10 protein-coding genes are annotated in these 13,097 nt (G+C 71.0%); 5 read left to right on the top strand and 5 right to left on the bottom strand.

The genetic code is table 11. The annotated features are described in order from the left end of the window. The first annotated feature begins 2 nt into the window (after positions 1 to 2). The 3 genes from ehuC to ehuA are packed head-to-tail and all read left to right on the top strand — an operon-like array spanning position 3 to position 2,198. The gene (gene ehuC / locus CITRI_RS0107215) at positions 3 to 740 is read left to right on the top strand and encodes an ectoine/hydroxyectoine ABC transporter permease subunit EhuC (RefSeq protein WP_010144031.1); all 738 of its coding nucleotides are present in this window, start codon (positions 3 to 5) and stop codon (positions 738 to 740) included. Then, positions 740 to 1,402 carry an ectoine/hydroxyectoine ABC transporter permease subunit EhuD gene (gene ehuD / locus CITRI_RS0107210; protein ID WP_010144030.1) on the top strand — a complete coding sequence of 221 codons (663 nt, stop codon included), beginning with the start codon at positions 740 to 742 and terminating at the stop codon, positions 1,400 to 1,402. Before ehuC ends, ehuD begins: the two co-directional genes overlap by 1 nt. Beyond that, complete coding sequence (gene ehuA, locus CITRI_RS0107205; RefSeq protein WP_010144029.1) at positions 1,386 to 2,198, top strand: ectoine/hydroxyectoine ABC transporter ATP-binding protein EhuA; 813 nt, start codon at positions 1,386 to 1,388, stop codon at positions 2,196 to 2,198. The genes ehuD and ehuA overlap by 17 nt, the downstream gene beginning before the upstream one ends. Before the next feature lie 20 nt (positions 2,199 to 2,218). On the opposite strand, the gene CITRI_RS0107200 is transcribed toward ehuA, so the two are convergent. Next, entirely contained in the window at positions 2,219 to 3,337 is a 1,119-nt protein-coding gene (locus tag CITRI_RS0107200) for an ABC transporter permease (protein WP_010144028.1), read from the bottom strand. Beyond that, positions 3,337 to 4,467 carry an ABC transporter ATP-binding protein gene (locus CITRI_RS0107195; protein WP_010144027.1) on the bottom strand — a complete coding sequence of 377 codons (1,131 nt, stop codon included), beginning with the start codon at positions 4,465 to 4,467 and terminating at the stop codon, positions 3,337 to 3,339. Before CITRI_RS0107195 ends, CITRI_RS0107200 begins: the two co-directional genes overlap by 1 nt. A gap of 310 nt (positions 4,468 to 4,777) precedes the next feature. Between CITRI_RS0107195 and CITRI_RS0107190 the strand changes: the two genes are divergently transcribed. Next, on the top strand, positions 4,778 to 6,064 hold the full coding sequence (locus CITRI_RS0107190; protein WP_010144025.1) for an aspartate kinase: 1,287 nt from the start codon (positions 4,778 to 4,780) through the stop codon (positions 6,062 to 6,064). 73 nt (positions 6,065 to 6,137) lie between these two features. Here CITRI_RS0107190 and CITRI_RS0107185 read toward each other — a convergent pair whose 3' ends face one another. After that, a complete protein-coding gene (locus CITRI_RS0107185; protein ID WP_010144022.1) occupies positions 6,138 to 9,242 on the bottom strand; it encodes a S8 family serine peptidase in 3,105 nt (1,034 codons plus the stop codon). Positions 9,243 to 9,542: 300 nt separating this feature from the next. Here CITRI_RS0107185 and CITRI_RS16765 point away from each other — a divergent pair, with 300 nt between their 5' ends. Continuing rightward, a complete protein-coding gene (locus CITRI_RS16765; RefSeq protein ID WP_010144021.1) occupies positions 9,543 to 10,574 on the top strand; it encodes a hypothetical protein in 1,032 nt (343 codons plus the stop codon). A 7-nt stretch (positions 10,575 to 10,581) separates the two neighbouring features. Here CITRI_RS16765 and CITRI_RS0107175 read toward each other — a convergent pair whose 3' ends face one another. After that, positions 10,582 to 11,274, bottom strand: a complete 693-nt coding sequence (locus CITRI_RS0107175) for a response regulator (RefSeq protein WP_010144020.1) — start codon at positions 11,272 to 11,274, stop codon at positions 10,582 to 10,584. Further along, positions 11,271 to 13,037, bottom strand: a complete 1,767-nt coding sequence (locus tag CITRI_RS16760) for a sensor histidine kinase (RefSeq protein ID WP_040385989.1) — start codon at positions 13,035 to 13,037, stop codon at positions 11,271 to 11,273. The genes CITRI_RS0107175 and CITRI_RS16760 overlap by 4 nt, the downstream gene beginning before the upstream one ends. Positions 13,038 to 13,097: the final 60 nt, after the last annotated feature.

The raw sequence follows: 13,097 nt of genomic DNA, 5'->3' as shown, positions 1-13,097 counted from the left end.
CGGTGCTGGAGAACATCCAGGCCACCGTCGAGGCCTGGCCGTTCCTGGCCCGGGGGCTGTGGGTGACCATCCAGCTCACGGTCCTCGGTTCGGCCCTGGCCCTCGTCCTGGCGATCATCCTCGGGCTGATGGCCGGAGCCCCCGCTAGGGCCCTGTCCGTGCCCGGACGGATCATCATCGAGTTCTTCCGGGGGACCTCACTGGTGGTCCAGCTGTTCTTCATCTTCTTCGTCCTGCCACAGTTCGGGATCGACCTGCCCGGCATGGTCGTGGGTGTCCTGGCCCTGGGGCTGAACTACGGGGCGTATGCCGCCGAGGTGGTGCGGGGGTCCATCGCCTCCGTGCCGCGGGGCCAGTGGGAGGCCACCACGGCACTGTCCATGTCACCGGTCCACCGCATGCGCCGGGTGATCTTCCCGCAGGCCTGGGCGCTGATGATCCCCTCCCTGGCCAGCCTGATGGTCCACCTGCTCAAGGGCACCGCGATCGTCAGCGTGATCCTGCTGCAGGACTTCACCTTCCATCTGGACCAGTTGCGCCGGGTCACGGACACGACCTGGGCGTACGCCGTCGTCGGACTGGTGGGGTACTTCGTGCTGGCCCTGGCGCTCACGCTCGTCATGAACGCCCTCGAGGCCCGCGCCAAGCACCGGCTCGGCCGGGGCCCGTCCCTGCGTGAGATCCTCTCACCGACGCCGACCGCCAAGGACAGCCTGTCCACCGCGGGGAGGGGGTTCTGATGCAGGACCAACGCGACCTCTGGGACTGGGAGATGTTCTTCCGCGCCCTCCCCCCCGTGCTCGAGGGATTCCTCACGGTCACCCTCCTGGTGACGGTGCTGGGCACGGCCATCGCCGCGGTACTGGGACTGGTGTGGGCCATGCTGATCCGGCTGGCCCCGCAACCGGTCTCGGGGATCGTCAAGTGGTTCGTGGCCTTCATCCGCATGACCCCGATCGTCGTGCAGCTGCTGTTCGCCTACTACGCGTTCCTGATGGTCGATGCCATGACCATCGGCATCGTGGTGTTCGGCATCCACTACTCCACCTACATGTCCGAGGTGTACCGCGCGGGGATCGACGCGGTGCCGAAGGGCCAGTGGGAGGCAACCACGGCCCTGTCCATGTCCACGCGCCGCACCTGGGCCGCCGTCGTCATCCCGCAGGCCCTGCGGGCCACGGTGCCGGCACTGGGCAACTACGCGATCTCCATGTTCAAGGACACACCGTTCCTGCTGGTGATCGGCGTGGTCGAGATGGTCAACGCGGCCCAGATCTTCGGCGGCAACAACTTCCGCTACGTGGAGGCCATCACCCTGGCCGGCATCATCTTCCTCCTGGCCAGTTACCCGACCTCCGTCCTCATCCGCCGAATGGAGAAGCGCCTTGCCTACGCCAACTGACCCCGCCGCCACCCCGATCATCGAGTTCCGGGACGTGGAGAAGCGCTTCGGGGACAACGTGGTGCTCAAGAACCTCGACTTCCACGTGAACCGGGGTGAGCGCGTGACCCTGATCGGTCCGTCCGGTTCGGGCAAGACCACCATCCTGCGGCTGGTCATGACCCTGGAGGAGGCCACGGACGGGTTGATCCTCATCGACGGGGACCCCCTGACCCACCGGATCGTGGACGGCAGGCGCGTGCGGTTGTCGAATCGCGAGATCAAGAGGACCCGTACCCGGATCGGGATGGTCTTCCAGCAGTTCAACCTGTTCCCGAACATGACCGTGATCCAGAACATCACCGAGTCCCCCATCCACGTGCTCGGCCAGTCCAAGGCCGAGGCCACGCGCAGGGCGAGGGACCTGTTGCACCAGGTGGGCCTGGACGACAAGGCCGACGCCCACCCCTCCTCCCTGTCCGGCGGCCAGCAGCAGCGCGTGGCCATCGCCCGCGCCCTGGCCATGGACCCGGAGATCCTGCTGCTGGACGAGGTGACCTCGGCGCTGGACCCGGAGATCGTGGGAGAGGTCCTGGGCATCCTGCGGCGCATCGCCGAGACCACGGACATCACCATGCTGATCGTCACCCACGAGATGCAGTTCGCCCGGGACGTCTCCGACCGCGTGCTGATGTTCGACGGCGGATCGATCGTCGAGGATGCCGACCCGGACACGATGTTCACGGCCCCCGCCCACGAGCGCACCCGGAAGTTCCTGAAGGCCGTGCTCGGCGAGGGACAGATCGGCACCCGCTAGGGACCGGTGTCGGCCCTCGGTCAGGCCACCCGGTGGCCCCGCGGCAGACGGACCGCGGGGGTGGTCAGGCGGAAGCGGCCCCACGCGAGCAGCCCGCCGGCCACCACCCACTGCAGGCCCAGGCCCAGGGGCCAGACGGGCGTGCCACGCCAGGCCTCCTCGTCCCCCGGTTCTGCCGGCTCACCGTAGGCGCACAGCACGTTCGTCTCGGGCGGCCGCTGCAGGTACCGCACCCCGAACGAGATGGTGGTCATCACCCCGTCCGGCGCCCAGGTGTCCGGATCGTCGGGATCGTAGGGGACGCTGGCCGGCGTCGGCACGGCGTCGGAGACCACCACGAACGGGTTGGCGGCGAGCATCCAGTACGTCGCCCGGGTGTCGTAGGCGGTCTGCGGGACCAGCGGCCCGAAGCAGGCCTCGGACCCCTCCGGGACGTCCTCACCCTCGGCCACGGCCCACCGCGGGGTGTTCGCCGGGATCGTCGTCTGGGTCAGGGGCATGGTGAGCGCGAAGGCCACCAGCGTGCCGAAGGTGAACAGGGCCACCAGCAGGTAGGTGACCACCACCGCGAACAGGGTACGGTCCGCCACCGCGGACGCCGCGGTGCCGACCGCGCAGACGACGCCCAGCTCGACCGCCACCATCACCACGAAGACCACCAGGCCGGAGACGTCCAGACCGCCCATGGACATGGCCACCACGATGTACGGCAGCGCCGTGGCCAGGAAGGCCAGCGCTGCGATCCAGGACGCCAGCCACTTGCCCAGCAGCAACTGGCCCGGCGTCAGCAGGGTCACCTGCATCACCGCGAGCGTCCCCCCGGACCGGCTTCCGCTGATCGTGCTGGCGGACACCGCCGGGGCCACGAGCAGTCCGAAGAACAGCACGAAGCCGACGACGGCCTCGAACACGAAGCGGCCCGCGCCCGGTCCGACCGGTTCCTCGGCGGAGAGCACGTTGAAGCTGGCGAACGCGCCCCAGGTCACCAGCCCGATGACCACGAACCAGACCGCCAGCATGATGTACCAGGTGCGCGAGCGCAGCCGCTGCTGCACGTCCATGCGCACCACCGTGGCCAGTGCCCGCCCCCAGCCCAGCCTGGCACTGCCCTCCTGCACGAACTCGTCGACCCGGGACATCACCGGTCCTCCCCCCTGCCGGCGCGCCACGACGCGCGGTTCGCACCACCGGGCGCACCGGTGTCCGTCCCGACGGCGTCCGGCCCGGGCGCACCCGGCCGCGCATCGTCGTCCACGCCGGCACCGGGCGCGGGCGGTGCGACGGAGCGCATCCGGTCCAGTTCCAGGTACGCCGTCTCCAGCCGGGAGGCCTCCGGCGTGAACGCGACGACGCGGACACACTCCCCGACCAGGGTGGACAGCAGGTCCGCGGTCTCCTCGGCGGAACTCACCTCCACGCTGACCGAGTCCTCACGCCTGCCCGGTTGCCGCCGGTACGCCACCGAGTAGCGTTCCAGCACGGTCAGCAGGTGACAGACGTCCAGGGCGGTGATGAGGTACCGGCCCCCGGTGGCACCGTCACCGCCCAGGTCCTCGACCCGGACGGTGCGGCCGTCCTGCATGAACACGGCCACGTCCGCCATCTCGTCCAGCTCGGAGAGCACGTGGGAGGAGACGAGGATCGTCTTGCCGGCCGCCGCCATCTGCCGCAGGTCGTCCCGCAGCCGGACCCGGGATCCCGGGTCCAGCCCGGAGGCCGGTTCGTCCAGCAGCAGGACCTGGGGCTCGTGGATGACGGCCCGCGCCAGGGACAGTCGCTGCTGCTGGCCCCTGGAGAGCACCCGCGCCGGCTCGTCGGCCAGGGTGCTCAGCTCCTGCCACTCCAGCAGCTGTCCCGCCCGGGAACGCACGACGTCCCGGTCGAGCCCGTAGAGCCGACCCATCATCTCGAGGATCTCCCGGGCGGTCAGCGCATCCCACACCCCCAGGGTGTCCGGCATCCAGCCCGTGCGGCGGCGGACCCCGGCCGGGTCCTGGGCGGGGTCCGCTCCCGCGATCCGGACGGAGCCGGCGTCGGGCCGCAGCAGGGAGGCCAGCACGAGCATCAGCGTGGTCTTGCCCGATCCGTTGGGCCCCACCAGGGCCGTGATCGCCCCGGGCGGGGCCATCAGGTCCACCCCCTGCAGGGCCCGGACCGACCTGAACCGGCGCGTCACGCCGGTGGCGGTGATGCCCGACGGCGGCGCGTCCGGCGGCAGCCCCGTCGCCGCCGGCGGTCCGGACTCGTCGGTGCCGCCGGGAGTCGTCATGGCACCATCGTGCGGTACGGGGGGTCGGGCGGCAAGGACAGGGCCGGGACCGCACCCTGGCGTGCACTACGCGGCCCGGTACGCGATCGACGTGGGTCCGGCACGTGGTCGGTGCGGGTCCGGCACGTGGTCGGCGCGGGCCGGCAGGTGACCGGTGCTGGTGTGGCACGTGGTCGGGCGGGCCCCTCGGCCGCGTGGTGCTCTACCGCCTCGTTCATGGTCGGAACCGGGTCCGTGACCCCCCGTAGACTAGGGCGCAGCCGACCGACAGCCCGCGCCCTGCGGGCCCGACCCCTACCCAAGGAACCGCATGAGCCTGATCGTCCAGAAGTACGGAGGATCCTCCGTCGCCGACGCCGATGGAATCCTGCGCGTGGCCAGACGCGTGGTCGAGACCCAGCAGGCCGGCCACCAGGTCGTCGTCGTGGTCTCGGCCATGGGTGACACCACGGACGAGTTGCTGGACCTGTCCGAGAAGATCAACATCGACCCGCCGGCCCGCGAGATGGACATCCTGCTCTCCGCGGGCGAGCGCATCTCGATGTCCCTGCTGGCCATGGGCATCCACTCGCTCGGGTCCACCGCACGCTCCTTCACCGGTTCCCAGGCGGGGATGTTCACCGATTCCCTGCACGGCCAGGCACGCATCATCGACGTCTCCCCGAACCGCGTGAAGGACGCCGTGGACGAGGGCAACATCGCCATCGTGGCCGGATTCCAGGGGATGAGCCGGGAGTCCCGGGACATCACCACCATGGGCCGCGGTGGCTCGGACACCACGGCCGTGGCCCTCGCCGCAGCCCTGGGTGCCGACGTCTGCGAGATCTACACGGACGTCGACGGCGTCTACACCGCCGACCCACGCGTGGTCCCGTCCGCACGGAAGATCGACGAGATCAGTTCCGAGGACATGCTGGAGATGGCCGCCTCCGGGTCCAAGATCCTGCACCTGCGCTGCGTGGAGTACGCCCGCCGATTCGGCGTGCCGCTGCACGTGCGCTCGTCGTTCAGCCACAACGAGGGCACCTGGGTGCGTCCCAACCCTGAAGACACCATCACCATCGAGGAAGGCGAACCCATGGAACAGCCGATCGTCTCCGGCGTCGCCCACGACCGGTCCGAGGGCAAGATCACCGTCTACGGCGTCCCGGACGTCCCGGGCAAGGCGGCGGAGGTCTTCAACGTGATCGCCTCCGCCAACGTGAACATCGACATGATCGTCCAGAACGTCCCGCGGGTGGAGACCGGCCGTTCGGACATCTCCTTCACGTTGCCGATCACCGAGGGCAAGCAGGCCACCGAGGCCCTGCGCGCGGCCCAGGACGAGATCGGCTTCGAGGACATCCTGCTGAACCCGCACATCGGCAAGCTCTCCCTCGTGGGCGGTGGCATGCGGTCGAACCCCGGCGTCTCCGCCCGGTTCTTCGACGCCCTGCACCAGGCCGGGGTGAACATCGACATGATCTCCACCTCGGAGATCCGCATCTCGATCATCACCCGTGAGGACATGCTGGACACCGCCGTGCGGGCCGTGCACCAGGCCTTCAACCTCGACGCGGACGAAGAGGCCACGGTCTACGGCGGCACCGGCCGCTGAACACGACTGACACGGCAAGGCCCCGGACCGATCGGTCCGGGGCCTTGCCCGTCTTCACCGGTTCAGGAGCGGGTCACCGCTCCTTCACGAGGTCGGTCAGCGGTGCCTGCTCGACGTCCTCCGGGGTCAGCACGGTACCGGCCGAGTCCGTCACCGCGGCCTTGCCGTCCGGGCCCACGGTCACCGAGACGGCGGTGGCGGTCCCCGGGACCCAGGAGATGAGCCCGTGCCAGGTGCCTTCCGTCAAACCGTCCCAGGAGGCGGTCACCGAGGTGTCCTCGCCCTGGGTCAGGGCCACCTGGTCCTCGGAGAGGCTCAGGTTGCCGGCGTCCCCCTGGGTCTTCACCGTGCTCAGCGTGGCCGGGGTAGACGTCCCGGTCGGGGACGAGTACAGGTTCGAGACCACGTAGTAGGTGCCCGGGGCCGGGTCGCTCAGCGTCAGCTGCTCCGAGGCGGAGGCGGTGGCGACCTGCAGGGTCCGGTTGTCCGGGGTGATCACGAACATGTCCCAGTCGGCGGCCTCGTCACCGGACTGCAGGTGCCAGCTGACGGTGGTGGTGCCCGGTTCGACCGAGGTCGCGGACAGGTGGTTCGAGTCGTCGGTGGTCCCCTTCAGTGGACCCGGCACCTTGGCGAAGACCTCGTCGGCGGACTTGTCCAGGCCCAGGACGGTCGGCTCCACGGTGGCGGTGATGCCACCGGTCAGTGTGACCTCAGCCGATCCCTCGGACCCGGTGCCCTCGATCGCCCGATCGGCGGCCACGTCCACGGCCCGCAGCGTCACCGGGGAGGTGACGTCCGGGGAGCGCCTCTTGCCGCCGGACCACGTCAGGGAACCGTGCTGCCAGGTGTTCGCCGGTGCACCGTCCCGGGTGAAGGTGACCTTGACCGTGGCCGACCTGCCCTTCTTCAGGTTCAGCGTCGCCGGGGAGGCGGTCACCGTGAACCCGGGGACGTCCGCGGAGAAGGACCAACGGCCGCTCTCCGTGGCCGTCAGGGTCCGGGTCACGGTGGCCGAGCCGGCCACGTCGGAGACGGCGTAGGACGGGACGTTGACGTCCCGGGCGGCGATCTTGCCGTTCAGGAACCTGTTCCAGTGCCGGTAGTTCGAGTCGTAGACCAGGCCCGGGGCGGCCATCGCCTGGGGGTCCGCGGAGCCGGCACCGGTGGCGAAGTTGTCCAGGTTGGCGGAACCGTCGGCGTTGTACACGTCCTGGGTGGAGGTCATCATGGCCGACTTGACGGCCATCGGCGACCACCTCGGGTACTTCCCGTACATCAGCGCGGCCATGCCGGCCAGGTTGGGGGCCGCCATGGAGGTGCCGGACATCAGGCCGTACTCGTTGCCGTTGTAGTTCGGGTCCAGCGGGGAGACACCGGCGATGACGTTGACGCCCGGTGCGGCGATGTCCGGCTTCAGCAGGTCGGAGTTGACCGCGTTGGACGGACCGCGCGAGGAGAATCCGGCGATCTGCGGAACCGGCTGGGCCTCCAGCCCGGTGGTGTCACCGGGGACGAGGGTGGCCTTGAGGTCCGTCGTGGCCACGAGCTGGCGGACGGACTCATCGGAGGTGTGCACCGTGGGGACGGAGTGCAGGTCGGCATCCTCGGAGCCGCCGCCGACGTTCACGAGGATCATGCCCACGCCACCGGCCTCGGCCACGGCCTTGGACTTGTCCACGCGAGCCGTCACGCCACGGTCGCACAGCACGATCTTGCCGGCGGCCGCCTCGGGGTCCAGGGCGCCCACGGCGCAGAGCCGCGCGTCCTCGGCCGCGGCACCGGCCTTGGCGACCTCGCTCGAGAGCACGACGTCGGCCGGGCCGGCCCCCTCGACCATGGACGAGACGCCGCGGACCTTGGTGCCGTCCTCGAACTCCACGGTGCCCGTCAGCTCGTTGGAGAAGGTCTCGGCGGCCACGGAGGTCAGCCACGGGGCGGAGTGGTTGACCGTGTTGGCGGCGGGTCCGGAGTTGCCGGCGGAGGCGGAGACGAAGATGCCCGCCGCCGCCGCGGACTTGAAGGCCAGGGACACGGGGTCCACCACCGAGGTGTTGTTGCCGGAGATGGAGTAGTTCAGCACGTCCACGTTGTCCACGATGGCCTGCTCGATCGCCTGCACGGAGGCGGAGGAGTAGCAGCCACCGGTGTCCGGGTCGGTGTCCTCCCAGCAGATCTTGTAGACGGCCACCTTGGCCTCCGGCGCCACGCCGGAGCCCTCACCGTAGTCACCGCCGTTCATGACCTGGTCCACGCCGTCGTTGCCCGCCGCGGTGGTGGCGGTGTGGGTGCCGTGGGAGCTGATGTCGATCGGGGACAGCCGCTCGTTGGGGTCGCGCTTGTCGATGGGGACGAATCGCTCGAAGTCCTCCGAGTAGTACCGCGCCGAGAGCACCTTGGAGTTGCACTCCTGTCCGGTGAAGTCCTGACCGGGCTCGCACTCGCCCCGGAAGGTGGTGCCGTCGGACTTGAGCATGGCGATCCCGCCGTCGGCGGTCAGGTACGGCTCCCCCACCCTCGGCTTCTTCCGGCCCGGCAGCGCCTTGACCGGATCGCCCGCGAGCATGTCCTGGTCCGGGAAGTAACCGGTGTCGATCACGCCGACCACCACGCCCTTGCCCGCGTTCCTGACGCCCCTGTAGGTGTCCTTCCAGGTGCCCTTCCGGCCCGGCAGGTCGAGGAACTCCACGGAGGAGTAATCCGGGGCCGCCTGCGTGTTCTCGGCCACGCCGAGCACGTCCGGGTGACGCGAGATCTCCAGGGCCTGCTCGGCGGTGAGGTCCGCCGTGAAGGCGTTCAGCGCCACGGAGAAGGACTGGTCCACCTCGACGTCCTCCGCCGCCGCGACCTTCTCCTGCTTGCCCTCCAGGAACTGCTCGTACTTGCGCACGTGGGCCGAGTTCGGATTGAACGTGCCCTTCGGGGCGGCCGTCGGCGCGAGGTCGTCCTCACCGCCCGTGTAGGTCAGGGCGGGGTCGTCCTTGAGGACGACGAAGTACTTGCCGTCCTTGTACTCCTGCACCGCCGACTGCAGCACGGAGTCCACCGAACCGGCGTCGAGGACGCCGGCATCGGGCGCGGCCTGGGCGCCGGGGAGCAGGAACGAACCGGCCACGAGGGGCAGTCCGGCCGCGAAGGCCGTGAGCGAGCGGCGCCGGCCTCTGGATTTCTCTGACATGTAGCTTGGCCTTCCTCACCAAGGTGCGAACCGGGCACGATCATGCCCGGCTGATCCTGTCGCCGGGGGAATGCGCCTGTTCCGCGAGACGGGCACGGGGCCCCGGGACGCACGTGGAGACGGTGGAAGTGATGCCGACCACAGGATGGGGATGACCGAAGATTACCTGAGTCTGGGGGCCCGACGGAAGGCTTGAAACACATCTTTTACAGGGAACGATGCGTCATGGCCGCTTGTCGGGCCCGCCTTCCGTCCCGTCCGGGAACGCGGGCGCACCCGTCCAGAGACTACTCTGGACGGGTGCTCCCTCCCCGCCTCGATGGCCTGTCCGTGCTGTCCCCGCAGCAGTGGCGGAGCCGCGCGGAGTCCCACCGGCAGCGCATCAGCGCCTACACCGCACCCCTGAGGGACCTGCACGCGGCGGGGGTCCGGCACCCGGTGCACGACTTCCTCTTCTCCTACTACTCGCTCACCCCCGGTGCCCTCGAACGCTGGCACCCGGGGGCCGGCGTCGTGCTGGCCGCAGACCCCGGGGCCGGGAGCCCGGGAGAGATCGCCCGGCCCGACGCCGGCCCCGCCCCGGGCCTGCAGCCGCACCCCGGCCCCGGGGAGACCTCCGACGTGGTCCCCGCCGGTGCCACCGGCGGCTGGCGCTTCTACCGGTGGGTCGATCCACGCCCCGGACTGCCGGCGGGTGGCTGGACGGTCGACGTGGGGGCATTCCTCGACCGGCGCGGGTCGATGGTCGAGTTCGCCCACCGGATCCTGGGGGCCACCGTGCAGCGGCCGGCCCGGCTCGCGTGCTTCGGCCTGCACGAGTGGGCCATGGCCTACCGGTCGGAGGTCCACGGAGTGCGGCACTCCACCGTCCCCCTGCGGCTGGGCGCCGAGGGGACCAACGAGGTGGTCGAACGGAACCGGATCTCCTGCACGCACTTCGACGCCTTCCGCTTCTACGCCCCCGAGGCCGCGCCGTTGAACGAGCTGCAGCCCACCCGGGCCACCCAGGTCGACCTGGAGCAGCCCGGCTGCCTGCACGCGAACATGGACCTCTACAAGTGGAGCTACAAGCTGCTGCCGGTGCTCAGCTCGGACCTCGTGGCCGACTGCTTCGAGCTGGCCTGGCGGATCCGGACCATGGACATGCGTGCGTCCCCCTACGACCTGGCCGACTGGGGCCTGGAGCCGATCCGGATCGAGACGCCGGCAGGCCGCGCGGAATACGTGCGGCACCAGCGCGGCTTCGCCGAGGAGTCCACCGTCCTCCGCCGCCGGCTCCTGGAGGCCTTGTCCGCCCTGGAGGACGTCCGGGCCCCGGGCGATCGCCCGTGAGGCCCGTTCAGCCCCGGGCGCTCGGGTCCAGGGGGCCGTAGCGGTGCTCTGGCCGGCCCCGGGCACCGTAGCGTAGCCCCAGGTTGACCTGGCCGGCCTGTGCCAGGTGGGAGAGGTACCGCTGGGCCGTGGCGCGGGAGATCCCGACGGCCTCCGCCACCTCCATCACGGTCAGGTCCTCGACGGCGCCGTTGACGGTCTCCAGCACCGACTGCTCCGTGGTGGCGGCCGCCGACGGCGGGGCCTGTTCGGCCTCGGCCAGCAGGACTCGGCGCGCACGGTCGATCGCCACCTGGTCGTGGGTACCGGCGGCCAGCAGCCGCCGGTACCGGGCGTAGGCTCGCAGCCGGTCTGCGAGCGCCTTCTCCTCGAACGGCTTGACCAGGTAGGAGAGCGCACCGCGGCGCAGGGCCGTCCGGACGGACTCCCCCTCTCCGGAGGCGCTGAGGACGAAGGCGTCCACGTCCAGCGCCGTGAGCAGGTCCAGCCCGGAGACGTGGGGCAGGTAGAGGTCCAGCAGCACCAGGTCCGGCGTGGTGTCCGCGACCGTCCGGACCACCATCCGGGCGTCGTTCACCGGCGGCAGGGCCCTGAAGCCGGGCACCGCGTCCACATAGCTCGCGTGCAGGGAGGCGACCCGGAAGTCGTCGTCCACCACCAGCACCCGGAAATCGCCTCCGCGGTCCTGCAGTGCCGTCATCGCTGGGCCTCCTTCGGCGTCGCCCGTCCCGGTGACGGTTCCGAGACCGCCAGCACCCCCGGGAGCCGGGCGCAGAACAGGGCCCCGGCGCCGTCCGTGGTGCCGGGTTCAGCCAACCACACATCCCCTCCGCGCTGGCGTGCCAGCCTGCGCGCCAGGGACAGTCCCATCCCGTGGCCGTGGGCCTCGTGCTCCCCGGCCTCCCGGGTGGTGGTCCCGGCGGTGAAGATGTCCAGCCCCGCAGGCACCCCGCTGCCGGAGTCCGCGACGGCCAGGTGCAGGGTGTCGCCGTCGCCCAGCAGGTCGACCTCGACCCAGGGGCGCCCGGAGGCCTCCACTGCTTGCCCGGCGGCCGGGTCCCCGCCCGGGGCCTGGCGTTCCAGCGCGGCGCGGACGGCATTGTCCAGGAGGTTGCCGAGCACCGCCGTGGCGTCCTGCGGATCGACCACGGTCTGCCAGAACGAGGTCTCATCCCCGACCCGGATCTCCACCCCGAGTTCGTGGGCCTGCACGCCCTTGGCCCCGAGGAAGGCCCGCAGGAAGGTGTCCTGCACCGCCTCGATCCCGGGCACGGGGTCACGGACCGGGCCGGAGTCGATGACCTGCTGCAGGAACTCCCGCGTCTCCTCGAGATGGCCGGCGGACAGCAGGCCGGAGAGGGCGTGCAGACGGTTGGCGAACTCGTGCCGCTGCGCCCGCAGGGCGGAGGCCATGGTCTCGACGGCGTCGAGCCGGCTGCCGAGGGCCTCCACCGCCGTCGTGTCCCGCAGCATCACGACCGCCCCAAGGTCGACATCGCCTCGCCGCACCGGGACCACGGAGGCGATCATGGAGGACTCCCCCACCGACAGGCGCAACCCGGTGGACGGGGTGGCGGGGTCCAGGGCGGTGGCGACGGCTCCCGTCAACGTCGGCGGCAGTCCGGCCTCGTCGTAGCGCCGGCCCACCACGTCGTCCCGGTCGGTGCGGTGCGGCAGGCCCAGGAGGAGCCGTGCGGCCTTGTTGCGGACGGTGATGACGCCCTCGGGGCTGACGCCGATCACCCCGTCCTGCACCCCGTAGAGGACGGCTGCCTGGTCCCGTGCCGAGGCGGCGATCTCCTCGGGCTCCAGCCCCAGGGTGAGCCGGCGCAGGCGACGCTGCAGGGAGACGGAGGACACCGCCGCCAGCACCAGGCCGCCCAGCCCGACGACGGCCACGGACGCGGCGGCCTGGCGGACGTCACCCGCCACGGCGGCCACGGACACCCCGACGCTGATCTCTCCCGTCACGCGGGAGCCGTCCGGGGACCAGACGGGGACCTTGGCGCGCAGGGACTCGCCGAGGGTGCCGCGCTCGGTGGACGTGTCCTCCACCCCGGACAGCGCCACCGGGTCCGTGCTGACCCGCTGGCCGATCAGGTCCGGGTTGGGATGGGCCAGGCGCAACCCCCGGTCCTCGGTGGCGATCACGAACAGGGCCCCGGTGCGCTGGCGGATCTCCTCGAGGGAGGACTGCAGCGGGCCGGCGGCGAGCGCGCGGGCGTCCAGGGCGTCCTCGTCCGCCTGCTCGGCCACGAGGTCGCGCACCTCCGGGATGGAGGCCACCGTGCGGGCGATCCCCAGGGCCTCCTGCTGCGCCTGGTCGTGGATGCGCCGGGTCGTGAGCCAGCCGATGGCCAGCAGGCAGATGACCAGCGTCCCGGCCACGGCGGCGAACAGGAGCGCCGTCATCCGCCCGGAGAAGGATCCGCGGGGACGGCGGGACTCGCGCGTGGTGCTCACGCCCCCACTGTAGGACCCGGCGGCAGCGCCGGGACCGGCACCTGCCCGCCGTCCCCGGCA

It is taken from the genome of Citricoccus sp. CH26A (genome assembly GCF_000224415.1).
GTDB lineage: Bacteria > Actinomycetota > Actinomycetes > Actinomycetales > Micrococcaceae > Citricoccus.
This window is presented reverse-complemented; position numbering and strand designations above follow the sequence as displayed.